General features: G+C 75.6%; 27 protein-coding genes. 11 read left to right on the top strand and 16 right to left on the bottom strand.

Annotated features, from left to right (window positions below; genetic code table 11):
* The first annotated feature begins 10 nt into the window (after nt 1-10).
* The 7 genes from ACVCAH_RS01295 to ACVCAH_RS01265 are packed head-to-tail and all read left to right on the top strand — an operon-like array spanning nt 11 to nt 8214.
* Nucleotides 11-1189: a hypothetical protein gene (locus ACVCAH_RS01295; RefSeq protein WP_447134166.1), complete on the top strand. Its 1179-nt coding sequence runs from the start codon at nt 11-13 to the stop codon at nt 1187-1189.
* The gene (locus ACVCAH_RS01290; protein WP_447134165.1) at nt 1176-3581 is read left to right on the top strand and encodes a sensor histidine kinase; all 2406 of its coding nucleotides are present in this window, start codon (nt 1176-1178) and stop codon (nt 3579-3581) included. Before ACVCAH_RS01295 ends, ACVCAH_RS01290 begins: the two co-directional genes overlap by 14 nt.
* Nucleotides 3578-4054, top strand: a complete 477-nt coding sequence (locus ACVCAH_RS01285) for a roadblock/LC7 domain-containing protein (RefSeq protein WP_447134164.1) — start codon at nt 3578-3580, stop codon at nt 4052-4054. The genes ACVCAH_RS01290 and ACVCAH_RS01285 overlap by 4 nt, the downstream gene beginning before the upstream one ends.
* A complete protein-coding gene (locus tag ACVCAH_RS01280; RefSeq protein WP_447134163.1) occupies nt 4051-4530 on the top strand; it encodes a DUF742 domain-containing protein in 480 nt (159 codons plus the stop codon). The genes ACVCAH_RS01285 and ACVCAH_RS01280 overlap by 4 nt, the downstream gene beginning before the upstream one ends.
* Nucleotides 4508-5248, top strand: a complete 741-nt coding sequence (locus tag ACVCAH_RS01275; protein ID WP_447134162.1) for a GTP-binding protein — start codon at nt 4508-4510, stop codon at nt 5246-5248. The genes ACVCAH_RS01280 and ACVCAH_RS01275 overlap by 23 nt, the downstream gene beginning before the upstream one ends.
* A gap of 42 nt (nt 5249-5290) precedes the next feature.
* Complete coding sequence (locus ACVCAH_RS01270; protein WP_447134161.1) at nt 5291-5851, top strand: hypothetical protein; 561 nt, start codon at nt 5291-5293, stop codon at nt 5849-5851.
* A gap of 38 nt (nt 5852-5889) precedes the next feature.
* Nucleotides 5890-8214, top strand: coding sequence for an AAA family ATPase (locus ACVCAH_RS01265; protein ID WP_447134160.1), 2325 nt, complete (start codon nt 5890-5892; stop codon nt 8212-8214).
* 31 nt (nt 8215-8245) lie between these two features.
* Here ACVCAH_RS01265 and ACVCAH_RS01260 read toward each other — a convergent pair whose 3' ends face one another.
* The 11 genes from ACVCAH_RS01260 to ACVCAH_RS01210 form a co-directional block, all read right to left on the bottom strand.
* Entirely contained in the window at nt 8246-8641 is a 396-nt protein-coding gene (locus tag ACVCAH_RS01260; RefSeq protein WP_447134159.1) for a gas vesicle protein K, read from the bottom strand.
* Entirely contained in the window at nt 8638-8895 is a 258-nt protein-coding gene (locus tag ACVCAH_RS01255; RefSeq protein ID WP_447134158.1) for a gas vesicle protein, read from the bottom strand. The genes ACVCAH_RS01260 and ACVCAH_RS01255 overlap by 4 nt, the downstream gene beginning before the upstream one ends.
* 58 nt (nt 8896-8953) lie before the next feature.
* Nucleotides 8954-9793 (bottom strand): GvpL/GvpF family gas vesicle protein, encoded by an 840-nt coding sequence (locus ACVCAH_RS01250; protein WP_447134157.1) that lies wholly within the window; start codon nt 9791-9793, stop codon nt 8954-8956.
* Entirely contained in the window at nt 9777-10148 is a 372-nt protein-coding gene (locus ACVCAH_RS01245; RefSeq protein ID WP_447134156.1) for a gas vesicle protein, read from the bottom strand. The genes ACVCAH_RS01250 and ACVCAH_RS01245 overlap by 17 nt, the downstream gene beginning before the upstream one ends.
* Before the next feature lies 1 nt (nt 10149).
* Nucleotides 10150-10509 carry a gas vesicle protein GvpO gene (locus ACVCAH_RS01240; protein ID WP_447134155.1) on the bottom strand — a complete coding sequence of 120 codons (360 nt, stop codon included), beginning with the start codon at nt 10507-10509 and terminating at the stop codon, nt 10150-10152.
* Nucleotides 10469-10996 (bottom strand): gas vesicle protein GvpG, encoded by a 528-nt coding sequence (locus ACVCAH_RS01235; RefSeq protein WP_447134154.1) that lies wholly within the window; start codon nt 10994-10996, stop codon nt 10469-10471. The genes ACVCAH_RS01240 and ACVCAH_RS01235 overlap by 41 nt, the downstream gene beginning before the upstream one ends.
* Nucleotides 10997-10999: 3 nt before the next feature.
* A complete protein-coding gene (locus tag ACVCAH_RS01230; protein ID WP_447134153.1) occupies nt 11000-11755 on the bottom strand; it encodes a GvpL/GvpF family gas vesicle protein in 756 nt (251 codons plus the stop codon).
* 1 nt (nt 11756) lies between these two features.
* Nucleotides 11757-12176 (bottom strand): gas vesicle protein GvpJ, encoded by a 420-nt coding sequence (gvpJ, locus tag ACVCAH_RS01225; protein ID WP_447134152.1) that lies wholly within the window; start codon nt 12174-12176, stop codon nt 11757-11759.
* Nucleotides 12173-13438, bottom strand: a complete 1266-nt coding sequence (locus ACVCAH_RS01220) for an SRPBCC family protein (protein ID WP_447134151.1) — start codon at nt 13436-13438, stop codon at nt 12173-12175. The genes gvpJ and ACVCAH_RS01220 overlap by 4 nt, the downstream gene beginning before the upstream one ends.
* Nucleotides 13439-13440: 2 nt before the next feature.
* Nucleotides 13441-13893 carry a hypothetical protein gene (locus ACVCAH_RS01215; protein WP_447134150.1) on the bottom strand — a complete coding sequence of 151 codons (453 nt, stop codon included), beginning with the start codon at nt 13891-13893 and terminating at the stop codon, nt 13441-13443.
* Between the two features lie 275 nt (nt 13894-14168).
* Nucleotides 14169-14678 (bottom strand): GNAT family N-acetyltransferase, encoded by a 510-nt coding sequence (locus ACVCAH_RS01210; protein WP_447134149.1) that lies wholly within the window; start codon nt 14676-14678, stop codon nt 14169-14171.
* 209 nt (nt 14679-14887) lie between these two features.
* Between ACVCAH_RS01210 and ACVCAH_RS01205 the strand changes: the two genes are divergently transcribed.
* From ACVCAH_RS01205 to ACVCAH_RS01190, 4 genes are all read left to right on the top strand, one after another.
* A complete protein-coding gene (locus tag ACVCAH_RS01205; protein WP_447134148.1) occupies nt 14888-15871 on the top strand; it encodes a methionine ABC transporter ATP-binding protein in 984 nt (327 codons plus the stop codon).
* The gene (locus ACVCAH_RS01200; protein ID WP_447134147.1) at nt 15868-16524 is read left to right on the top strand and encodes a methionine ABC transporter permease; all 657 of its coding nucleotides are present in this window, start codon (nt 15868-15870) and stop codon (nt 16522-16524) included. The genes ACVCAH_RS01205 and ACVCAH_RS01200 overlap by 4 nt, the downstream gene beginning before the upstream one ends.
* Before the next feature lie 132 nt (nt 16525-16656).
* Nucleotides 16657-17472, top strand: coding sequence for a MetQ/NlpA family ABC transporter substrate-binding protein (locus tag ACVCAH_RS01195; RefSeq protein WP_447134146.1), 816 nt, complete (start codon nt 16657-16659; stop codon nt 17470-17472).
* A gap of 127 nt (nt 17473-17599) precedes the next feature.
* Nucleotides 17600-19012 carry a low temperature requirement protein A gene (locus ACVCAH_RS01190; RefSeq protein WP_447134145.1) on the top strand — a complete coding sequence of 471 codons (1413 nt, stop codon included), beginning with the start codon at nt 17600-17602 and terminating at the stop codon, nt 19010-19012.
* 7 nt (nt 19013-19019) lie between these two features.
* Here ACVCAH_RS01190 and ACVCAH_RS01185 read toward each other — a convergent pair whose 3' ends face one another.
* The 5 genes from ACVCAH_RS01185 to ACVCAH_RS01165 all read right to left on the bottom strand — a co-directional run bounded on the left by ACVCAH_RS01185 (nt 19020) and on the right by ACVCAH_RS01165 (nt 22613).
* Nucleotides 19020-19919 (bottom strand): hypothetical protein, encoded by a 900-nt coding sequence (locus tag ACVCAH_RS01185; RefSeq protein ID WP_447134144.1) that lies wholly within the window; start codon nt 19917-19919, stop codon nt 19020-19022.
* Nucleotides 19888-20739 (bottom strand): DUF3618 domain-containing protein, encoded by an 852-nt coding sequence (locus ACVCAH_RS01180; protein ID WP_447134143.1) that lies wholly within the window; start codon nt 20737-20739, stop codon nt 19888-19890. The genes ACVCAH_RS01185 and ACVCAH_RS01180 overlap by 32 nt, the downstream gene beginning before the upstream one ends.
* Nucleotides 20740-20761: 22 nt before the next feature.
* Nucleotides 20762-21157, bottom strand: a complete 396-nt coding sequence (locus ACVCAH_RS01175; RefSeq protein WP_447134142.1) for a phage holin family protein — start codon at nt 21155-21157, stop codon at nt 20762-20764.
* Nucleotides 21154-21867: a hypothetical protein gene (locus tag ACVCAH_RS01170; RefSeq protein WP_447134141.1), complete on the bottom strand. Its 714-nt coding sequence runs from the start codon at nt 21865-21867 to the stop codon at nt 21154-21156. The genes ACVCAH_RS01175 and ACVCAH_RS01170 overlap by 4 nt, the downstream gene beginning before the upstream one ends.
* Nucleotides 21868-22055: 188 nt before the next feature.
* Nucleotides 22056-22613: a DUF3263 domain-containing protein gene (locus ACVCAH_RS01165; protein ID WP_447134140.1), complete on the bottom strand. Its 558-nt coding sequence runs from the start codon at nt 22611-22613 to the stop codon at nt 22056-22058.
* Between the last annotated feature and the right edge of the window lie 28 nt (nt 22614-22641).

The raw sequence follows: 22641 nt of genomic DNA, 5'->3' as shown, positions 1-22641 counted from the left end.
GAGACAGACCATGACCGTCCCCGCGCCGCAGGCCCGCCGGCGACCCTCCGCACCGGCCCGCCTGCTGCCGCCGCTGCTGGTGGTGGCCCTGCTGGCGCCGGTCGTCCTCCTCGTCGGCCTGACCTGGCGGCACACCGACGACGACCGGGCGCTGGCCGCCCGGGAGCGGCTGGGGGTGACCTACCTGGCGGCCCTCGCCCCGGTCACCGACGCGCTGGTCGACGCCCAGTCCGCCGCCGTCGCCGGCCGGCCGGCGCCCGGGGAGGCGCTGACCCGCGCGGTCGAGGCCGCCGCCACGGTCGACGCTCGGATCGGGCGCGAGCTGCGCAGCCAGGAACGCTGGGCGGGGCTGCGGGCGAAACTCGAGGCGCTGCGCGACCGCCCGCCGGCCGACCCGGAGGCTGCCTTCGCGGCGTACGGCGAGGCCACCGCCCTGCTGCTGGACCTGCACCGCAAGGTGCGGGAGAGCTCCGGCCTGGTCCGCGACCCGGGCGCGGACTCCTTCTTCCTGCAGGACGGGGTGGGCCAGGACCTGCCCGTTGCGGTGGTGGCCACCGGCCGGCTGGCCGATTTGACCACGCTCGCCGCCCGCCGGCCGGCCACCGAACGGCTGCGCACCGCGACCGAACTAGCCAGCCTCCGGGTCGCCGCGCTCACCCCCGCCGGCGACCTGGTCACCGACCTGCGCGCGGCGGTCGACAGCACGGAGAGCACCGACCTGGGCCCCACCGTGCTCACCCCGCTCGACACCTACCAGCGCGCGGTCGAGGCGCTGGCCGCCGCCTCCACCCCGGCCGACCGCACCGGCGTGGTCGACCCGGCGCAGGTGGCCGCGGCCCGGCTCAACGCGCAGTCGGCCGCCACCCAGCTCCAGCCGGTCATCCACGCCGAACTCGACACCCTGCTCGCCGGCCGGGTGGACGCGCTGGACCGGGACCGCCGGCTCGCGCTCGGGGCCGCCGGCCTCGCCCTCCTGTTGCTCGGCACGCTCGGCGGGATGCTGCTCGCCGCGGCCCGCCGGGCCCGGCGCCGGTCGGCCGAGGCGCGGCGGGCCCGGGAGGGCTCCGGCGTCCCGCCGGAGAGCGACGCCTGGCGGCCGCCGGCCGGACCGCGACCCGACGAGCCGCGCCCGCTCCAGCCGGTCGGCCCGGAGGCCGCGCAGTGGGGACCGGTCGATGCTGCTCGGTAGGCTCCGGATCCGCGGCAAGCTCGCGCTGCTCGTGGTCATCCCGCTGGTCAGCACGGTCGGCCTCGCCGTGCCGGTGGTGCTCGACCGGGTGGCCGCCGCGCAACGGGCCGGCGACATCGCGGACCGGGTCCGGCTGGCCAGCCGGATCGGCACCCTGGTGCAGGACCTGCAACAGGAGCGCATCCTCTCGGTCGGCCTGCTGCTCGGCCGGATCAGCCGGACCGAACTGGTGCGCAAGAGCGCCACGGTGGACGACCGGGTGGCCGACCTGCGGGCCGAGCGGGGCGACGCGCTGCCGCCGCCGGTGGCCGACGCGCTCGACGGGGTACGCGCGCTGACCGACCTGCGCCGGGCGGTGCTCGCCGGCACCGCCACCCCGAGCCGGATCATGGACGCGTACGGGCCGGTCGACATCGCGCTGATCGAGTCGCTACGGCTGCCGTTCAGCGTGGACACCGAGACCGCCGCCGGGCGGCAGGTGCTGGCGCTGGACGCGCTGCTGCGCGCCGACGAGGGGCTGGGGGCCTGCGCCACGCTGATCGTGCTGGTGAAGGCGAGCGACGACCCGACCACCAACGCCGCCTTCGTCGCCTGCATGTCCGCGCTCGCGGTGGACAACCGCCGGTTCCGCCGCCTGATCACCGCCGAGCAGTTCAAGCTGGCCGAGCTGAACGACGCGGCGGTGGCCGCCCGGACCAGCGCCGACTTCCTGACCACCAGCGTGATCGACCCGTCCGGCTCGGTCCGCAACGTGACGCTGGACGCGCTCTTCCCGTCGGCCCGCTCGATGATCACCCTCGGCCAGTTCATCGAGAAGAAGATCGTCGCGGACGTGCTCGCCGAGGTGACCGGCGAGCAGCGCCGGGCGCTGACCGCCGCGTACCTGGTCGGCGGGGTGGCCGCGCTGATCCTGGCGGTGGTGCTGCTGCTCAGCGTCGCCGTCGCCCGGACGGTGGCCCGGCCACTGAGCCGGCTCACCCGCTCCGCCGACCGGGTGGCCCGGCTCGCCGAGGCCGAACTGGTCCGGGTCGCCGACGACGAGACCGAGAACGCCCAGCCGGTCCGGCTCGACCCGGTCGACGTACGGGCCCGGGACGAGATCGGCGACCTGGCCCGGGCGTTCGACCGGGTGCAGGCCACCGCGGCCCGGCTGGTGGAGCGGCAGGTGGCCGGCCGGCGCAACGTGGCGCAGATGTTCGGCCACGTCGGCCGGCGTACCCAGAACCTGGTCGGCCGGCAGATCGCGCTGATCGACCGGCTGGAGCGGCAGGAGACCGACCCGGCCCGGCTGGAGCACCTCTACCGGCTCGACCACATCTCCAGCCGGCTGCGCCGCAACGCCGGCAGCCTGGTGGTGCTGTCCGGGTCGACCGGCGCCGACGTCCACGTGGCCCCGGTGCCGCTCGGCGACGTGGTCCGCCTGGCGCTCGGCGAGATCGAGGACTACACCCGCGTGGACGTACGGGTGCCGCCGGGCGTCTCGGCGGCCCCCGGGACCGTCGGCGACCTGGTGCTGGCGCTGGCCGAGCTGATGGAGAACGCCACCGTCTTCTCCCCGCCGCACACCCGGGTGGTGGTGACCGGCGAGCTGACCGGCGCCGGGGCCCGGCTGGCCGTGGTGGACCACGGGATCGGCATGACCGCGGAGCGGCTGGCCGAGGAGAACTCCCGGCTCACCCGCCGGGAGCGGCTCGACCTGGCGCCCACCGAGGTGCTCGGCCTCTTCGTGGTGGGCCGGCTGGCCCGCCGGCACGGCTGGACGGTGCGGCTCGCCCCGACCGTCGGTGGCGGCGTGACGGTCCTGCTGGACGTCCCGCTGGCCGCGCTGCTGGTGCCGCGCCCCGGACGGGCCGGGACCACGGTGGCCCGGGCCACGGTGCCGGCCCGCGACCGGCGGCTGCCGCCCCGGGTGGTCGACGCCGCGGGCGGGCGGGCGCTGGCGGCGGCCGTCGCCGGGCGGGGCGGTCCGGCGGCCGGATCGCCGGCCGACCCCGCCGGATCCGCTCCGGCCGCACCGACCTCCGGCGAACCCGCGACGACCCCGTCCGGCCTGCCCCGCCGGCCGCGGCGGAACCCGCCGCCGGAGCCCACCGCCACCGTGGCGTCCGCGCCGCCGGGGGTCCCCGCCGGGCCGGGCCTCGCCGGGACCGGCGTCCGGCAGCGGGTGCCCGGGGCCAGCCTGCCCCCGGCGGACGCGCCCGCCCGGCCGGCGCTCAACCGGCGGGTGCCCGGAGCGCAGCTGACCACCTCCCCGGCCCACCAGCCGATCAGCCACCACCCCGGCGACCCGGCCGAGATCCGCGACCGCATCACCGCGTTCGAGGCGGGCGTCGCCCGCGCTCTGCGTGAAGTCCGTCCAGACCGCCGTAACGAAGAGGGATCATCACGGTGACCAGCCCCTTCCTGCACGACAACGTCGACCACCAGAACCACCCCGACCCCGGCGGCGACCTCAGCCCGGAGGCCCGCACCTTCAACTGGCTGCTGGACTCCTTCACCTCCAGCACCGCCGGGGTGCTGGAGGCGATCGCGGTCTCCTCGGACGGGCTGCTGATGGCGATGTCCGCGATCAAGGACCGGTCCAACGCCGAGCGGCTCGCCGCGGTGGTCTCCGGCATGACCAGCCTGGCCGGCGGCGCCGCCAGCTGGTACGCGCTCGGCGGGTTGAACCGGGTGGTCGTCGACATGGCCGACGGCTACCTGCTGATCAGCGCGATCAGCAGCGGCTCGGTACTCGGGGTGGTGGCCGACCGGACGGCCAACCTCGGCACCGTCGCGTACGAGATGACGCTCTTCGCCGGGCGGGCCGGTGGCGCGCTCACCCCGCGACTGATCGCCGAGTTGAAGAACGCCGCCCAGCAGTGACCCCGAACGTCGGCGACGAGCCGGATCCGGAACCCCTGGTCCGGATCCGGCCCTATCTGCGGTCGTCCGCCGACGACCCGGCGGCGGACGGACCGGTGGCGCCGGCCGGGCCGGAGCCCGAGCCGGACGGGCCGGCCGGGCCGCGCCCGTTCGTGCTCACCGCCGGCCGGGTGACCGGCGCCGACCCGGCGATCGGGCTGGAGACCCAGGTGAGCGCCCGGCCGGACCTCACCCCGTGGACGGTCCCGCCCGCCCGACTGGCCCCGGAACTGGCGGCGATCGTCGCGCTCTGCGCCGAGCCGATCTCGGTCGCCGAGATCTCCGCCCGGACCCGGCTGCACTTCGGGGTGACCCGGGTGCTGGTCGGCGACCTGCGTGCCGCCGGCCACCTGGACGTGCACGTCACCGACGCCGACGACGCCCACGACCCCGACCTCATCCTGCGAGTGATTGATGGACTCCGTGCGATCTCCTGACCGGCCGGTCGCCCCGCAGGGCGCGGTCGCGCCCAACAGCGCCGCCGCCCGCTACGGCACCCCGACCGGGACGCCGCCACCGGTCGGGCGGGCCACGCCGCCGGCCCCGTCCGCCGGTCACGTTCCGGCGCCCCGCGCGGCTCCGGCCGGACGCGCCGCGCCGCCGATCCCGGTGAAGATCCTGATCGCCGGTGGTTTCGGGGTCGGCAAGACCACCACGGTGGGTGCCATCTCGGAGATCGCCCCGCTGACCACCGAGGCGGAGATGACCAGCGCCGGGATCGGCGTGGACGACCCGGGCGTACGCACCGCGAAGACCACCACCACGGTGGCGATGGACTTCGGCTGCGTCACCATCGACCGCAGCCTGAAGCTGTACCTGTTCGGCACGCCGGGCCAGACCCGGTTCGGTTTCATGTGGGACGACCTGGCCCGCGGCGCGCTCGGCGCGCTCGTCGTGGTGGACAGCAGCCGGCTGGACGACTGCTACCCGGCCGTCGACTTCTTCGAGCGGGCCGGGCTGCCGTTCGTGGTCGGGGTGAACGCCTTCGACGGGCGGCTGGCGCACGACCTCGCCGCGATCCGGTGGGCGCTGGCCATCGGCGACCACGTGCCGCTGGTGCAGTTCGACGCCCGGGACCGGCTCTCGGTGCGGGACGCCCTGCTGGTCGTCCTGGACCGGGCGCTGGACCGGGCCACCCGGGAGCGGGGGGACTGAACTCCCGGGCGGTCAGACCCGTTTCATCGAAGGGGTGGTCAGATGAGAGGCGGTTTGGACGAGACACTGGCCCGGATGGCCCGGCGCGAGGAGGCGTTGCGGCGGCGGGCCACCGATCCGGCCGGCGCGCCGGATCGGGAGCCGGCCGACCGGCCGGAGTCCGGCGCGGGCCGGCCCGAGACCGGCCGCAACGCCGGGCCCGGCTGGGCGGACACCCGGGACGCCGGACCGCGCCGGGCGGCCGCCGGGACCTCCCCGGCGGGCAGCCACCGCGCGGCCGACGACGACGCCCGGCGGGACCCGGTCGAGGAGATCGCCGAGGCGGTACGCCGGGTGGTCGCCGGCCACCCCGGTCTGGCGGTCACCGTCCGGGTCGAGCACGACGGGCAGGCGTACCCGCTGCGGGTGGCCTGGTCGGGGCCGGACGTGACGGTCCGCGCGGAGGCCGCCGCCGTACCGCCGCCGGCCTGGCCGATGTCGGTGAAGACGGTGCCGGACCTCGCCCCGGGCCGGGACGGGGTGCGTGCCGATCCGGCGGCCCGGCTGGCCGAACTGATCCGCCGGGACCCGACCCTGCTGGGCGACGGCGACCCGCCCCGGTGACCGGGCGCGGGGGTGACGCCGGCGGCTAGGGTCGGGCGGTGGATCGACCCGACCTGACCCTGACGGCGAGCCTGCGGCCCGCGGCGCTGGACGCCCGGCGGGGCATCGTCCGGCTGCACCCGGAGGTGCTCACCGCGCTCGCGCTGCGCCCGGGCGACCCGGTCCGGCTGGCCGGCCGGCGGGTGACCGCCGGGATCGTGGCGGCGGCCGAGCCGACCGCGAGCACCGCCCTGCTCTACGCCGACGACCTGATCCTGGGCAACCTCGGCGTCCGGGACGGTGGCCAGGTCACGGTCAGCCCGACCCCGGTCACCCCGGCCCGCCGGGTGCTCCTCGCCGGCCCCGCCGAGATCGCCGCCGCGGTCTCGCCGGAGATGCTCCGGCTCGCCCTGCTCGGCAAGGTGGTGACCACCGGCGACGACGTGTCGCTGCTGCCCCAGGACGTGCTGCCGGACGCCGCGACCCGCAGCCTGGTCGAGGCGGCCCGGCGCAGCCTGTCCAACCGGGTCGGCTACGCCTGGACCAGCACCCTGCTCGGCGTGGTCGCCGCCGAGCCGGACGGTTCGCTGGTCACCATGGACACCCTGGTCGGCTGGGAGCACGGTCCGGTCACCCACGGCTCCGCCGGGACCGCCGCGGCGCCGGGGGCGGCCGGCGGGCCGGTGGCCGGACGCGGCGCACCGGCCGCAGCGGGTGCGGGCGGGGCCGGCGGCGCCCGGCTGCGGGCGGCGACCCGCGGCCCGACCGCCGGCGCGGCCGGCGGACCGGCTGGCGCGGTGGCCGACGGCGCGGGCGCGGAGAGCGTCCCGTCGGTGGACGAACTGCCCGGGCTGCGCGCCCAGGCCGAGGAGCTGACCGAGCTGCTCGACCTCGGCTTCCACCACGGCGAGGTGCTCGGCAGGCTGGGCACCACGGTCTCGCTCGGGGTGCTGCTCAGCGGGCCCGCCGGCTCCGGCAAGTCGGCGCTGGTGCGCGCGGTGGCCGCCCGGGTCGGCGCGCGGGTCTGCCCGCTCTGGGCCCCGGAGGTGGCCGCGCTGAGCAACCAGGCCGCCGCCGACCGGCTGCGCGCCGCCGCCGCCGAGGTCCGCGCGACCGGTCCGGCGGTGCTGCTGGTCACCGACGTGGAGGCGCTCGCGCCCGCCGACGAGCCGGGCCCGGTGGCCACCGTGTTCCGTCAGGTGCTCGCCGAGACCCTGCGGGCCGGGGCGGCGGTGGTCTGCACCACCGGCCGGCCGGAGGTGGTCGACCCCGCGCTGCGCGCCCCGGACCTGCTCTCGCTGCGGATCACCGTCCCGCTGCCGGACCCGGCCCTGCGCCGCGAGCAGTTGACCGTGCTCACCCGGCAGGTGCCGCTGGCCGACGACGTCCGGCTGGACGAGGTCGCCGGGCGTACCCCCGGGTTCGTCGCCGCCGACCTGGCCGCGCTGGTCCGCGAGGCCGGGGTCCGCGCGGCGCTGCGGCAGAAGTCGGCCGAGACCCCGACCGTGGCGATGGCCGACTTCGCCGCCGCGCTGGAGGTGGTCCGGCCGACCACCATGGCGGCGTCCACCCTGGAGCTGGCCACGGTGACCCTGGACGACGTGGGCGACCTCGCCGAGGTGAAGGAGACGCTCACCGAGTCGGTGCTCTGGCCGCTGACCTATCCGGACACCTTCGCCCGGCTGGGCGTGCAGCCGCCGCGCGGCGTGCTGCTCTACGGCCCGCCGGGCTGCGGCAAGACCTACCTGGTCACCGCGCTGGCCGGCTCCGGGCGGGCGAACGTGCTCTCGGTCAAGGGCGCGGAGCTGCTGTCCAAGTGGGTCGGCGAGAGCGAACGGGCGGTCCGCGAGCTGTTCCGCCGCGCCCGGGAGGCCGCCCCCACGCTGGTCTTCCTGGACGAGGTCGACGCGCTGGCCCCGGTCCGCGGCCAGGCCACCGACGGGGGGACCACCGACCGGGTGGTTGCCGCCCTGCTCACCGAGCTGGACGGGGTGGAGGCGCTGCGCAACGTGGTGGTGGTCGGCGCGACGAACCGGCCGGACCTGGTCGACCCGGCGCTGCTGCGCCCCGGGCGGCTGGAGCGGCTGGTCTACGTGCCGCCGCCGGACGGGCCGGCCCGGGCGGAGATCCTCCGGGCCGCCGCCCGGAACGTGCCGCTGGCGCCGGAGGTGGACCTGGCCGGGCTGGGCGAGGAGCTGGCCGGCTTCTCGGCGGCCGACTGCGCGGCGCTGGTCCGGGAGGCGGCGCTGGCCGCCATGCGGGAGTCGCTGACCGCCTCCACGGTCACCGCCGCGCACGTCGCCGCGGCCCGCGCCCGGGTCCGCCCGTCGCTCGACCCGGCCCAGGTGGCCTGGCTCGCCGCGTACGCGGCCGGCCGGAGCTGACCGGGGCCCGCCGGGCGGCGGAGTGCCGGGGTCAGTCGGTGGGCAGCAGCGGGCCGAGCGGGCCGAGGTCGAGGTTGAGGTCCTCCGGGGCCAGCCCGAAGTACTCCCGCAGCCCGGCCATCTGCTCCTCCAGCGCCATCAGCGTCATCCCGATCCGCTCGACCTGCTCCTCGGTGAGGTCGCCGAGGTCGACCCGGCGCAGCGCCTGGCGTTCCACCAGCTGCCGGAGCAGCTCGATCACGGTGAGCACCAGGCTGGCCAGTCCCCGCTCGACGGAGTCCCGGTCGACGGCGAGCCGGCGGTCCAGCGGCTTGACCCGGGGCTGCTGCCACTGCGGCTCGCCGAGCGCGGCAGCCAGCTCGGCCGCCTCGTCCCGGCCGGCCAGGCGGCCCGGGCCGGGGCGACGGGCGTCCTCCCCCGCGGTCATGACCCCTCCCCCGGCAACCGGGCGCCGTCGTCCGGGACGGCGTCCCGCAGCTCGGGCGGGGCCAGCGCGCCGACCGAGGCGATCAGGGCGCGCAGCGAGACCCGGACGAGGTCCACGTCGGCGATCGCGATGGTGATGTCGCCGCTGATCACCACGCCGGTGGCGAGCACCCGGTCGAGCAGGTCGACCAGGGCCACCGGGCGGTAGGCCAGCGGGTCGTCGGCGCTGTTCGGGGCGAGCGCGGTGGTCACCACGCCGGCTCCCGGACGCCACCCGACCGGGTCATTCCGCCCGGGCGCGGGCCGGGCGCGGTCAGCATGCCGGCTCCCGGACGGTCAGCGCCGGGCCGGCCGGCCGCTCTTCGGCGAAGGAGTACGGCGGCCACGGGCCGGTCAGCTCCAGCCGCAGCTCCGGATGCCGCTCGGCCAGCGCGGCGACCAGTTCGGTGAAGCCGTCGAGCCGCCCGCTCTCCACCAGGTACGCGCCGTTGAGCACCATCGGGGTGGGCGCACCGGAGAGCCGGCGGTCCTGCGGGGCGTGCCGGCGGGCGGCGACCGCGTACCCGGCCAGCGCGTCGTGCACCGCCGCCGCGGCCTCGGCCGCGATCCGCTGCCCCTCCTCGCGGGCGGTCAGCTGGGCCCGCCGCCGCCGCAGGTACGCCGCCCCGACCCCGCCCGCGCCGGCCGGTTCGGCCATCCGGGGCGGGGCGCCCGGCACCTGGTATCCCTTGACGCCCCACTCGCCGCGCCCGGTGAGCCGGTCCAGGAGGCCGGTCAGCTCGGCCCGCCGGGCGGCGAGCTGGCCGGCCACCCGGGCGTCGTCGTGGTGGACCGTGGCCAGCCGGGCGGGCACCACCGGACCCCGGCGGGCGAGCGCGTCGACCACCGCGTGGTGCGCCCGGGCGGCCCGTTCCAGCCAGGCCAGATCCTCCAGGTTGCGGCGCAGCGCGTCCTCGCCGTACTCGGCCAGCGGGGCGGTGCTGACCACGGCCGTCAGGCCGGCGGCGCGGACCGGGCGGACCGGCGCGCCGGCCATCCCGGGGATCGCGGCGAGCACCACCGGCTCGACGTCCCGGACCACGCCGTGCAGCCAGACGCCGGCGGGCGCTTCGGCCCGGTCGACGCCGGCTGCCAGGTCAACCGTCGAACTCATCCCACTCCTCCCTCCGGGCGGCCCGACGGGCCACCCGGGGCCAGCGTTCCGCCTCCACCTGCTCCGGGTCGCGCGGGCCCGGCTCCACCGGCGGGCGGGCCCGGGAGCTGAGCCAGGGATCGTGCTCCCACCAGTCGATGCCGATCTGCCGGGCGGTGTCGACCGAGGCGATCACCAGCCGCAGCTTGAGGGTGAGCAGCTCGATGTCGAGCAGACTGACCCGGATGTCGCCGGCGATCACGATGCCCCGGTCCAGCACCCGTTCCAGGATGTCGCCGAGGTTGGCCGGCTCGTGGCCGGCCGGCAGCACCTGACCCGAGTTCTGCACCACCGACGGGGGTTGCACGCTGGTCATCTCAGCCCACCTCGCCCTTTCCGCGCTGGTAGCGGCGCACCCGCCGGTAGCCGAGCAGGCCGCCCTCCAGGTCGAGTTCCACCTCGTACAGGCCGAGCAGGTCGGTGGAGGCGGGGATCCGGTGGTCCTCGACGACCTCCACCCCGACCAGCCAGCCGTCCTGGACGGACTTCAGCGAGGTGGTGCCCACCGCGTCCCGGCCGGTCAACTCGACGATCTGCCGCAGCCCCTCCCGGGCCGCCTCGGCGGCCGAGATCGGTTCTAGGTACTCCTCCTCCTCGTCGTACTCGTCGTCGTACGGCTCGTCGACCGGCTCGTTCTTACGGGCCCGGCCGCCGTCGCCGCGGATCAGGTTCGCCACCGCGCTCACCTCCCTCACCGCCGTCGCGCGGCGCGGCCGGTTCGGCGCGCCGCGCCCGTTCCGCCACCGGGCGGGCGCGCCCGTTCCCCCGCCGGTCCGGCTGCCGGCCCCGCCGAGCCTCCGGTGGGCCGTCGCCGCGCCGGGCCTCCTGCCGGCCGTCACCCCGCCCGGAGTCCTGCCGGGCGGCACCGCGCCGGACGGCGGGGCGGCCGCGGGACGCGGTGCGGTTGCCCGCCTCGCCGCCCGCGGCCGGCCGCTCGGCGGCGGTGCCGGTGAGCCGGTCCAGCACTTGCTGCTGACCGCGGTCCCGCTCCTCCGGCGTGATGTCGCCGGCGGCGGCCGCCGCGTCCAGCTCCTCCAGCTCGCGCCGGATGCTGGTCGGGCTGTACCGCTGCGACTCCGCCTCCCGGGCGATCACCTTGACCACCGCGGTCAGCCCGCGCACCGGGGCGTACGGCAGGGTCAGCAGCGTCCAGAGGATGTCCACCGGTCACTCCACCAGCTGGTGCGCGCTGACGAAGTCGTACGGGGCCAACGGACCCAGCAACCGGGTCCGGATCAGCTCCCGGCGCTGCTCCGCGTACGCCTCCACCGCGTCGACGAACTCGTCCTCGCGGTCCCGGTCGACCAGGAACGCGGCGCTCCCCGCGTCCAGCTCGTTGCTCGGCGCCCGGGGCGCGCTGGCCACCGCGAGCCGGCCCAGCTCGTCGAGGAGCTGCCGGTTCTCCGCCTCCCGGCGCAGCTCCACCGCCTGGCTGATCATCTCGCCGAGTCGGATCCGCTGCGGCCGGGTGGCCTCCTCGGGCTGCCCGCGCACCTGGTCGGCCAGCTCGGCGGCGCCCGGGTTCTCGGCCAGCACCTCGCCGATCAGCGCCGGCTCCTCGTAGCGGCCGTGCACGGTGTACTGGACCCGGCCCTCGAACTCGTCCAGGGCCGCGGCGAACCGGTCCTGGTGCGCGTCCAGCAGGTCGGCCACCGCGTCCGCCCCGGTGACCACCGTGCCGAACCGCACCGGCAGCACCGGCGCCACCGCCGCGGTCCCGTCCAGCAGCTCCTGGTACGCGGTCAGGTCCGCCGGCCGGCCCAGGGGACCTTGCAGCGGCACCGCGCTGACCAGCGCGGCCAGTTCGCCGTGCTGGATCGCGGCCACCTCCCCCGGCGGGTCCCCGACCCCGACCGCCTCCGGGGTCGGCTCCACGTCGGCGGGCACGATGCCGTAGATGAACAGTCCGGTCTCCTCGGCCATCTCAGCGCTCCTCGTCCCGGCGCCGGCGGGGGCGCTCCCGCTCCCGGTCGCCGCCGCGGTCGCCCAGCGAGTCGGCGACCGCCCCGCTGATCTCCCGGGCCGCCTTGCCGAGGCCGGAAACCGCCTTGCCCTTGCCGACCGCCCCGGAGGCGCCCTCCACCAGGTCGGGCAGCCCCTTCTGGTTCTTCGGGGTGATGTCGAACCGGTCAACCGCCTCGGCGAACCGCAGGTACGTCTCCACGCTGGCGATGACCACCCGCGCGTTGATCTCCAGCAGCTGGATGCCGACCACGGCGACCGACACCTGCGCGTCGATCACCACACCCTTGTCCAGCACGGTCTCCACCACGTCCGCGAGGCTGGTGCCACCGCGCTCCAGCGCGCCCCCGGCGGCCTGGTCTCCACTCGTCGCGACGGTCACTGGTCCCGCTCCTCACGACGACGGCGGACCACCGGACGGCGGGGTGCCTCCGGTGCCCGGCGGGCCGCCGGACGGGGACGGGGCGCTTCCTCCCGGGGCTGCGCCCGGCGGGCCCGCTCCGGCGCGCGGCGGCGCGGCGACGGCTGCTCCTCCGGCGCCTCGTCCGGTCCGCCCTCCTGGTAGGCGTCGTACTCGTCCTCGTACTCGTCGTACTCCTCCTGCTCGGGAGGACGACGACGGACCGGCGGGCGACGGCGTGCGCGTTCGGCGGGCCGCTCCTCGCGCGGCTCCTCCTCGACCTCCTCCGGCTCCTCCTCGGCCGCTTCGGGCTCCGCCTCGGGACGCCCCCGGCGCCCGCGCGGCTCCCGCTCCTCGGGCTGCTCCTCGCGCCGCTCCTGCTCCTCGCGCTGCTCCTGCTCCTCGCGGAGGGCGGTCTCGTGGTCCTTGACCACCTCGGAGTCCTGGATCTCACCGCGCCAGCCCTGCACCGCGTCCGGGTCGAGGACGGTCTGCGTCATCACGTGCCGGACGAAGTGCTTGAGCTCCAGCCGGACCCGGCGGCCCTGGGCCCGCCACAGGTTGCCGGTGTGCTCGAAGAGGCCCTGCGGGTGGTACTCCAGCACGACCAGGATGCGGGTCAGGTCGGGCGTCAGCTCGTGGAAGCTGACCGTGCCGTCCACCGAGCCCTTCTCGCCCTTCGAGCGCCAGTGGATCAGCTTGTCCGGGATCTGCCGGACGACGGTGGACTCCCAGGTCCGGTGCGACCAGAAGACCTGCGCCTTCCAGGTCAGCTTCTCGTCCGACTCGGTGTCGACGTTCTCGACCTTCTTCATGAAGCTCGGGAAGTCGCCGAACTGGGTCCACTGGTTGTAGGCGACCCGGACCGGCACGCCGACCTCGATCGCCTCCACGATGTTGGTGACCTTCAGCTTCTTGCCGCCGCCCTTGCCACCCTTGCCACCCTTGCCGCCTCGGCCGAAGGCCGACATCAACTTCTCCTTACCGCCGGCCACCCCGGCATGGAACATCGCCTTCACCGGTGAGCTGCCCTCGGCCAGCTTGTGCGCGCCGGTGGCGGCGGCCACCAGGCCCGGCCCGCCGCCCTGCTTCGCGTACTCGCTGAGCCGGCCGGTCGCGCCGGTGACCCGCTCGGTCACCGCGGCGACGGCGCGCTCACCGATGGCGCTCGCCAGGTCCTTGACGTCGTCGACGAGTTGGCCCCGGACCTTGCCCGCGAGGCCGCCCGGATTGGTCTCCGCCATGCTCATCGCCCCCGTCGGCGGGACCCGGCACCGGCGTCCCGGTCAACGCCCTCGCGGTCCGGCTGGTCACCACCACCGCCGCCCTGGTCGCCACCGCGAGCCTGGTCTCCGCCCTCGGACGGGCCGCCCTCGGACGGTCCGCCGGCGGCCTTGCGGCGCAGCGTGTCGGCGGAGCCGCGCAGCTTGCCGCTGATCGCGTCGATGCCACTGCCGGCGGCGGCGGTCGCAGCCGCCTTGCCCGCCGAGGCGAGCGGCTTGCCGAGGTGGCCGAGGTTGCTCAGGTGGGGGGACGCGTGCAGCAGGTCGCTGCCCCGCTTCAGCAGTCCGCCGGGGTCCCGGCTCGCCCGCCCGACCGCCACGGCGGCGGCCAGGGTCAGTGCGGTACGCAGCTTGCGCCGGCGACCCAGCAGGTAGCCGAAGCCGACCGCCATCCCAATTCGTGCTCCGCTGTTCATCAGCTCTCCTTCGCTCCCCGGGCGCGGAGACACCTGATGGGCAGCGGCCAGAATTGGCTACCGGGGAATAGCGCAAGTAGGACCGCAAATCAGGTGTCCCGTTTTAGCGGACCCGGCGGGCAGTACCCGGTGGCCAATCCACAAAACATCCACGACTCGCGACCCGGACGCCGTCCGGACGCCCGGTCCACAGATTCACGAAGGGTGCATTACGGACAGAGATGTCCGATCGAGCAGCACGGACGCCAGATCGGCAGCAACTGACAAAAGCGGAATCAGAATGTCGGCGGCGTCGAATCGAGGCATATCTCGGCGTGCACGCGGTCGCCGTCCTCGCGCAATTTCGCGCCGCATTTCTCGAGCACCGAGATCGCCCCGGAATTGTCCCGGGTGGTCTCCGCGACGACGAGTCGCATGCCGGCCGCGGCCGCGGCGTTCAGCAGTTCGCGCAGTGCCGCCGGGCCGACCCCCTGGCCACGCGCGGACCGGCCGAGCCACATCCCGGTCTCGACCGTGCCCGGCTCGTCCCGGCGGGTCATCCGGATCATGCCGACCACCTCGCCGCCGACCTGGATGGCGTACATCTGGGTGCCGGTGGGGCCGGACAGCCCGCCGAAGCTGGCCCGATGGTACTGGCGGAACGCCTCCCGGCGGGCGTGCGACCACCCCGCCGGCGCCTCCACCGGCGGCATGACGTCACCGGGCTCCGCCTCGGCCGCCGCTACGGAGAGCAACGGCTCAAGGTTCCGCTCGTCCACCGGCTCCAACCGGACCGCACCCGCCACGTGCCGCAGTCTGCCGGCCCTACCGGCCCAAGTCCACCCCGTTGGGCACCGACTGGCGGTACGGCGGAAGGTATCGGCCGGTCGGGCCGCATCGTGTTCCGCCTCACGCTCCGCTGTCAAAAGCCGATCCGCGGATTAACCTACTTGGCTGGTAGACAATACGGGAGCGACCGCTCCCGCCGCGCGAGGCGACGAGGACGGGATCAGCTGTGATCGAGCTCGACGGGCTGCGCCGGACGTACCGCAGTCGGGGGCGGGCCGTGGTCGCGGTCGACGGCGTCAGCCTCTCCGTACGTCCCGGCGAGGTGTTCGGCGTGGTGGGGCACAGCGGCGCCGGCAAGAGCACGCTGCTGCGCTGCGTCAACCTGCTGGAGCGCCCCGACGAGGGCACCGTCACGGTGGACGGGGTGGAGCTGACCGCGCTCGGCGGGGACCGGCTGCGGGCGGCCCGGCAGCGGATCGGCATGGTCCACCAGCACTTCGCGCTGCTCGGCTCCCGCACCGCGGCGGGCAACGTGGCCTTCGCGCTCGAGGTGATGGGCGTGCTGCGCCGGGAGCGAGCGCGGCGGGTGGCCGAGCTGCTCGACCTGGTCGGGCTCAGCGACCGGGCCGACGCCTACCCGGCCCAGCTCTCCGGCGGCCAGAAGCAGCGGGTCGGCATCGCCCGGGCGCTCGCCGGCCGGCCGAAGGTGCTGCTCAGCGACGAGGCCACCTCGGCGCTGGACCCGGAGACCACCCGCTCGATCCTCGGCCTGCTCCGCGACCTCAACCAGCGGCTCGGGCTGACCGTCCTGCTGATCACCCACGAGATGGACGTGGTCAAGCGGCTCTGCGACTCGGCGGCGGTGATGCGCGACGGCCGGCTCACCGAGTCCGGTCGGGTCACCGAGCTGATCGCCCGGCCCGGCTCCGAACTCGCCGCCGAGGTCTTCCCGCTCGGGGCGCCCCCGACGCTGCCCGGCAGCACGGTCGTCGACGTCACGGTGGCCGGCCCGGACGCGGACACCGCCTTCGTCGCCGAGCTGACCCGCCGCTTCGACCTCGACGCCCGCATCCTCGGCGGCACCGTCGAGCAGCTCGCCGGCGGTCGCGCCGGCCGGCTGCGGCTGGCGCTGCCCGGCGACGCCGAGCGGACCGCCCCGGCGGTGGCCCACCTGCGCGCCGCCGGGCTCGCCGTGGAGGTGGCCGCGTGATCGCCGACGACCTCGTGCCGCTGCTGACCCAGGGGCTGCGCGAGACCGCGTACATGGTCGCCGTGGCGGCGCTGCTCTCGGCGCTGGGCGGACTGCTGGTCGGCGTGCTGCTGGTGCTCACCGGACGCGACGGCCTGCTGCCCGCGCGGCCGGTGAACGCGCTGCTCGGCCTGGTCGTCAACGTCGGCCGCTCGCTGCCCTTCATCATCCTGCTGGTGGCGATCATCCCGGTCACCCGGGCGGTCGTCGGCACCACCATCGGCACCACCGCCGCCATCGTCCCGCTGACGGTCAGCGCGATCCCGTTCTACGCCCGGATCGTGGAGACCGCGCTGCGGGAGGTGGACCGGGACGTGATCGCGGCGGCCCGGGCGATGGGCGCGACCCGCCGGCAGATCGTCGGCAAGGTGCTGCTCCGCGAGGCCCGGCCGGGCCTGGTCGCCGGCTTCACCCTCACCGTGGTGGCGCTGATCGGCTACTCGGCGATGGCCGGGGTGATCGGCGGTGGCGGCCTTGGCGACCTGGCCCTGCGCTACGGCTACCAGCGGTTCGAGAACGACGTCATGATCGCCACCGTGGTGCTGCTGGTCGCCTTCGTCCAGCTCGTCCAGGTGGTCGGCGACGTGCTCACCCGAAGACTCTCCCACCGGTGACCCCGGACGAGTGAAGCCGGCCGACACCCACCCGGCCGACCGGAACCCGGCTCGCGCCCACCGGCGTGGCCGACCGACAACCCGGCCCCGTCCCGACGGACGCGCCGGCCAGATCGACGAAAGGCAACAACCGTGCGACGCATCACCGCAACCCTCGCCGCGGCCGCACTCGCCCTGGGCCTCGCCGCCTGCGGGGCCGACGGCGGCGACGCGGCCGATCCGAACGCCCCGCTCAAGGTCGGCGTCAGCCCCGTCCCGCACGGGGAGATCCTCACCTACATCAAGGACAACCTCGCCGAGCCGGCCGGGCTGAAGCTGGAGATCGTCGAGTTCACCGACTACGTCCAGCCGAACCGCGCGCTGCAGGAGAAGCAGCTCGACGCCAACTACTTCCAGACGGTGCCCTACCTGGAGACCGAGGAGAAGGCCAAGGGCTACCGGTTCGCCGCGCTGAAGCCGGTGCACATCGAGCCCCTGGGCCTCTACTCCAAGAAGGTGCGCACCCTCGCCGACCTGCCGACCCGGGCGGTGGTGGCGATCCCGAACGACCCGACCAACTCGGGCCGGGCGCTCAACCTGCTCGCCCAGCACGGCGTGATCACGCTGAAGGAGGGGGCCGGGGTCGCCGCCACCCAGCGGGACATCGCCGACAACCCGAAGCAGCTCCAGTTCAAGGAGCTGGAGGCGGCCCAGCTGCCGCGCAGCCTGGACGACACCGACGCCTCGGTGATCAACGGCAACTACGCGATCGAGAGCGGTCTGAAGCCGGCCACCGACGCGCTCGCGCTGGAGAAGGCCGAGAACAACCCGAACGCGAACCTGGTCGTGGTCCGGGACGGCGACGAGGACGACCCGCGGGTCGCCAAGCTGGAGCAGCTGCTGCACTCCGCCGAGGTGAAGTCGTTCATCGCGGAGAAGTACCAGGGTTCGGTACTCGCCGCGTTCTGAGCCGAGATCCACGAGCCCGGTCCCGTCAGCGGGGCCGGGCTCGCGCCGTACCAGGGCGACCCACTCGATCTGAGAGTTCTTCGGGTTTGTCGCGATGGTCGATCACTGCCGCTGTCAGACTTGGTCGGTGAGCACGGACGAGCAGCTGGTGGGCACGCACCGGCTGCAACCGGCCGCCCCCGGTGCCAAGGTCACCCGGTTGGAGCTCTTCTACGACCTCGTCTTCGTTTTCGCGTTCATCAACGTCACCAACGCCTCCGCCAAGACCCTCGGCCAGGGTGGTCTGCTCGGCGGCGTCCTGGTGCTCGCGCTGCTCTGGTTCGCCTGGAGCGGCTTCGCAACCCTCGGCAACGCGGTCCGCGCCGACCGGGGCATCATGCCGCTGTTCGGCTTCGCCACCATGGCGGCGATCTTCGTGGCCTCGCTGTCGGTGCCGGAGGCGTTCAGCGACGACCCGCCCGGGCTTCCCGGCGACCTGGTCTTCGCGGCCTGCTACCTGGTGGTCCGCGACCTCCAGGTGCTGGCCTTCTGGTACGCCGTCCGCAACGACCCGAAGCTGCGGCCGCGCTGGCGGCGGCTGGCCGGGCCGCCGTTCGTCACGGTGTCGCTGCTGCTGGTCGCCGCGCTGGTGCCGCAGCGGCTCTTCGACGGCACCGCCGAACTCGCCGCCCGGGTCGCGCTCTGGGGGCTCGCGATCGCCGTCGCGTACGTGATGGGCCAGCGCATCCGGACCGAGGGCCTGACCATCGTCTCGGCCGGCCACTGGGCGGAACGGCACGCCCAGATCATCCTGATCGCGCTCGGCGAGTCGATCATTTCGCTCGGCGTGGGCCCCGGCCTGTCGGTCGGCCTGCCGCTCACCTGGCCGGTGATCGGGGCGGCGACACTCGGCATCGCGGTGATCGCCGCCCTGTGGTGGGTGTACTTCGACAGTCGGGCGATTGCCGGGGAACGGGCCCTGCACCGCGTCCACGGGCCGGCCCGGATCGCCCTGGCCCGCGACGCCTACAGCTACCTGCACCTGCCGATGATCCTCGGGATCATCCTGTTCTCCCTCGGCCTGAAGCGGGCGCTGGCCGCGATCGCCGAAAGCGCGAGCGTCGGCCTACGGGAGCGGGTCGACGCCCTCGACGTCGTCCTGCTGCACGGCGGCGTGATCGTCTATCTGCTGGCGGTGCTCGGCTTCCAAATCCGCACCGTGCACTGGTTCAGCCGGCTCCAGGTGGTCTCGCTGATGGTGCTGGCGGCGCTGGTCCCGGTCGGCGCCGCACTTCCGCCGTTCGGGGCGCTGGCCCTGCTGGTGGTGGCGATCGTGCTCATCGCGACCGTGGACACCCTCCGTATGCGGCAGCACCGGCAGCGACTGCGGGAGGAGAAGTTCGAGGAGGAACGGGCCCTCGAGGTCGAGGAGACCGAACTGCGCCGCCGGCGCCTGGCGGCGGCCGAGGCCGACCCGACCGACCGCCGCGGCGACTACGGCCAGGCTGCCGCCCACCCGTCGGGCGACGACCGCCCGGCGGAAGGCGACGCCGCCCCGTGACCCGCGGTCACGACGCCTCGGTGTCGAACTCGCAGAGCACCACCGAGGCGTCGTCGGCGGGCTTGTGCCGGCGCAGCCGGTCCGGGTGGTCGCGCTCGGCCGCCCGGACCCGGTCGACCAGCGCGCCCGGGCCCTCGGCGGTCACCACGTCGAGCAGCCCCGCCCAGTCCAGGACCCCGAACTGCTCCACCGCGGCCGACGCGCCGTCGCTGAGCAACACCGCCCGGCGTACCGCCCCGGGCCCGCGCAGCGGCAGGGTGCCGGCCACCGCGTGGAACGCCGCGTCCGGATCGGCGGCGGCCACCCAGTAGCCGTGCGTACGGTTCATCCGTTCCCGCTGCACCGCGACGGCCTGCCGGAACCGGGTCGTCCGGTCGACGGAACCGGCCGGCACCGCCGCCACGGTCTCGCGCAACTCGGCCATCGCGGCGTCCAGTCGGTCGTCGGAGACCACGGTCACCTGGCCACCCGCGTCGAGCACCAGCGGGCTGTCGCAGAGCACCAGGTAGTCGAGGTGGTGGCCGCCGTCGCGCAGCAGGCAGACGGTGCTGGAGGGGGTGCCCGGGTGGTCCAGGTCGCACTCGTCGCTGTGATCCGAGCGGACGGCCAGGATCGCCGCCGCCAGGTTGCTCATCAGGGTCGCCGTGGGCCGGGCCGCCTCGGCCACCCCGAGCCGGGCGGCGAGGTGCCGCACGTACCAGGACGGACCGTGCACGCAGCCGGTGTCGAAGCCCTCCGGCACGGTCGCGCCGTCCAGCACGCCGACCAGCGGCCCGAACCGGAAGACCAGGTCCTCGTTGACCGGCCGGCCGGGGGGCGGCGCGGACGCGGAACGTACCCGCATCGTCCGCGCCGCCCCGATCACCCGGGTCGCCTCAGCGGCGGCGGAGGTCGTCGGCTGCCTCATGCGCCTGCCCCTGCACCTGGTGGGTGGCCGACCGGCCCTGCTCCCGTACGGCGGACGCACCGTGCATGGCGGTCGAGCCCACCGACGCCGCGGCGTGCTGCACCGGCTCGCGCATGTTCTGGCGCATGTTGTCGCGGACCTGGTGGCCCACCTGGCTGGCCTGCTGACGCAGCACGTCCGAGTGCTCGGTGACGATGTCACGGGCCTGCCCGGCCCACTGCCGCTCGGGGCGGCTCGGCGGGATCAGGGACGAGACCAGCAGCCCGGCGCCGAAGGCGATCAGGCCGGCGGCGAGTGGATTGCCCTGCGCCTGCTCACCGAGCTGGCGGGCCGAGCCCGCCGCGTGTGACACCTGCTCGCGGCCCTGCTGCCCGAGCTGGCGGGCCGAGCCCGCCGCGTGTGACACCTGCTCGCGGCCCTGCTGCCCGAGCTGGCGGGCCGAGCCCGCCGCGTGTGACACCTGCTCGCGGCCCTGCTGCCCGAGCTGGCGGGCCGAGCCCGCCGCGTGTGACACCTGCTCGCGGCCCTGCTGCCCGAGCTGGCGGGCCGAGCCCGCCGCGTGTGACACCTGCTCGCGGCCCTGCTGCCCGAGCTGGCGGGCCGAGCCCGCCGCCTGGGACATCCGCTGGCCGGCACCGTGGCCGTCCGACTGTGCACCCATCACCTTCTCCTTCGCTCGGGTCAGCGCGCCGCGGGCCTGCCCGACACGCTCACCGGCGATCCGTCGCGGATTGACCCGGTCGGCCAATGCGTCGATGTCACTGCTCAACTCGTTCCGGGTGTGCTCGATCTCCCACCGGATCCGGTCCGGATCGGACATCGTCTGCTCCCTTCCGGTCGGTTCACCGGCCACGCAGCGCGTTCGGCAACTGCCGCGCGGTTTCCTGGGTGCGGGGTAGCACCGCTCGCATCTCGCGCAGCCTGTTCCGCGCGTTGACGAGCAGGATGCCGCCGACCACGGCCCAGGCGATCGCCACGAGCAGCGCGGCCCAGCCCTGGTCCATCACATTGGACAAACCCCACCACACCGCGTACGACACGAACAGCACGGCCAAGAAGCCGGCCAGTCCCGCGCCGCCGAACATGCCGCCGGCCTTCCCGGCCTGGCTCGCCTCCTCGCGGAGCTCCGCCTTGGCCAGCTCGACCTCCTTGCGGACCAGCGTGGAGAGATCCCGCGTCACGTCGCCGAGCAGATCGCCGACGGACGCCTGGGTTCGCTCCTTCTCCGGGGCACTCACGGCGCCACCCCGCCGCGGATGTCGCCCTCCGGCCGACCCGGCGGCGTCGCGTTGCGCACCCGGGCCGCACCCACGTACGGCGACTCGGCCTCGTACGGCGCCGCGACCGTCTGCTCGTACGGACGCGGTCCGGCCTGGGGCGCACCGGGCATGGCACCGGGCCCGCCCGGTTGCGCCATCTCCTCGCTCGGGGCACCCCGGCCGCCGCCGTCGCCCGGGGACTTGAGGCTCCGGGTCAGCCGCCCGAACAGCAGGCCGGCCACCGCCGCGCCGGCCAGGAAGGTGCCCGGATGCTGCCGCGCGTACGCGCGCACCTCGTCCATCATCGCAGTCGGCTCCCGGTGCTCGATCCAGCCGGCCGCCTGCTCGGCGACGTCGGCCGCCCGGCGGACCGCCTGGGCAGCCATCCCGGAGTCCTGGCTGCATTCCGCCATCGAGTTGAGCTCGCGGCCAATGCCACGCAGGCCGTCCGCGGCCCGCTGCTTCTGCGCATGGGCCTGGCCGCGCATCTGGTTGGTGGCTTCGCCGGTCAGGTGCCGCGCCTGCTGTCGCGCCTCCTGGGCGACGTGGCCGCCCTGTTCGGCCGCGGCGTGGGCGATCTGCCCACCGGCCTGGGTCGCCTGGTGCCCGACCCGCGACGCCTGCTGCCGGGCCTGCTGCCCGGTGCCGGCCGCACCGTCCGGTGGCCGGCTCGGGTTCATCCCCGTCATTAGCCCGCTCCCTCCGTCGGCCCCGGGGCAGCGCCCCGGAACGTGATCCGGCTGCGAGACCCGCAGCCCGGAACGTCATCCGCCTACCCGCGCGGCTCGCCAGCATTCCGGCGGGCCGCAGGGGCATCCGACGGAAACCGGATCGGAACGGGCATACCGGCCCGAGACGGCCGGCCGGCGCGAAGCGGTCAGCGGCGACGGTTGCGGGCCCGGGACGACCGCAGCCGGCGCAACCGCCCGACCAGCACGGGCGCGGCGGCCAGCGCGGCCGGGTGGTCGAGAAGGGCGTTGAGCAGTTGGTAGTAGCGGGTGGCGGAGAGGCCGAAAGTGTCCCGGATGGCCTGTTCCTTGGCCCCGGCGTGCCGCCACCACCGCTGCTCGAAGTCGAGGATCGCGCGCTCCCGCTCGGTGAGAACGCCGGCCGTGCCCGGCGCGGCGTCGCCGTCCGACGCGGCACCGTCCGGCGCCGTGTCGTCGATCGGCGGCGCCTCCGTCGGGTCGCCCACGACGCCGGACGACGCACGAGGCACCGTCTCCGCCGCCGCGCCGGTCGCGTCCCGCGCCTCCTGGACGCGCGGCGCGGTCTCCGCCTCCGGGGCGGTGCGCGGCGGTGGGACCGGGGTCGCCTCGCTGCCCGGCGCGGAGCGTGGCGGCGGGACGCTACCGCCGGCGCGGGAGCCGGCCGTCCGTCCGCCCCGGTCGGCCGCGGAGGTCTCGGTGGCCGGGGAGGCGTCGGCGGGCTGCATGGCGCTCCTTGCGGGCAACGGCGGCCGG

It is taken from the genome of Micromonospora sp. LZ34 (assembly GCF_052981855.1).
The sequence above is the reverse complement of the archived record's forward strand: the minus strand, read 5'-3'. Positions and strand labels throughout refer to the sequence as shown.

What these genes read in the sequence shown, in the direction of transcription:
- ACVCAH_RS01220 (WP_447134151.1), bottom strand. Translation starts at nt 13,438, where the DNA reads ATGGCGGAGACCAATCCGGGCGGCCTCGCGGGCAAGGTCCGGGGCCAA.
- ACVCAH_RS01260 (WP_447134159.1), bottom strand. Translation starts at nt 8,641, where the DNA reads ATGACCGCGGGGGAGGACGCCCGTCGCCCCGGCCCGGGCCGCCTGGCC.
- ACVCAH_RS01270 (WP_447134161.1), top strand. Translation starts at nt 5,291, where the DNA reads ATGAGAGGCGGTTTGGACGAGACACTGGCCCGGATGGCCCGGCGCGAG.
- ACVCAH_RS01250 (WP_447134157.1), bottom strand. Translation starts at nt 9,793, where the DNA reads ATGAGTTCGACGGTTGACCTGGCAGCCGGCGTCGACCGGGCCGAAGCG.
- ACVCAH_RS01170 (WP_447134141.1), bottom strand. Translation starts at nt 21,867, where the DNA reads ATGACGGGGATGAACCCGAGCCGGCCACCGGACGGTGCGGCCGGCACC.
- ACVCAH_RS01230 (WP_447134153.1), bottom strand. Translation starts at nt 11,755, where the DNA reads ATGGCCGAGGAGACCGGACTGTTCATCTACGGCATCGTGCCCGCCGAC.
- ACVCAH_RS01215 (WP_447134150.1), bottom strand. Translation starts at nt 13,893, where the DNA reads ATGAACAGCGGAGCACGAATTGGGATGGCGGTCGGCTTCGGCTACCTG.
- ACVCAH_RS01180 (WP_447134143.1), bottom strand. Translation starts at nt 20,739, where the DNA reads ATGTCCGATCCGGACCGGATCCGGTGGGAGATCGAGCACACCCGGAAC.
- ACVCAH_RS01185 (WP_447134144.1), bottom strand. Translation starts at nt 19,919, where the DNA reads ATGAGGCAGCCGACGACCTCCGCCGCCGCTGAGGCGACCCGGGTGATC.
- ACVCAH_RS01275 (WP_447134162.1), top strand. Translation starts at nt 4,508, where the DNA reads ATGGACTCCGTGCGATCTCCTGACCGGCCGGTCGCCCCGCAGGGCGCG.
- ACVCAH_RS01165 (WP_447134140.1), bottom strand. Translation starts at nt 22,613, where the DNA reads ATGCAGCCCGCCGACGCCTCCCCGGCCACCGAGACCTCCGCGGCCGAC.
- ACVCAH_RS01290 (WP_447134165.1), top strand. Translation starts at nt 1,176, where the DNA reads ATGCTGCTCGGTAGGCTCCGGATCCGCGGCAAGCTCGCGCTGCTCGTG.
- ACVCAH_RS01295 (WP_447134166.1), top strand. Translation starts at nt 11, where the DNA reads ATGACCGTCCCCGCGCCGCAGGCCCGCCGGCGACCCTCCGCACCGGCC.
- ACVCAH_RS01245 (WP_447134156.1), bottom strand. Translation starts at nt 10,148, where the DNA reads ATGACCAGCGTGCAACCCCCGTCGGTGGTGCAGAACTCGGGTCAGGTG.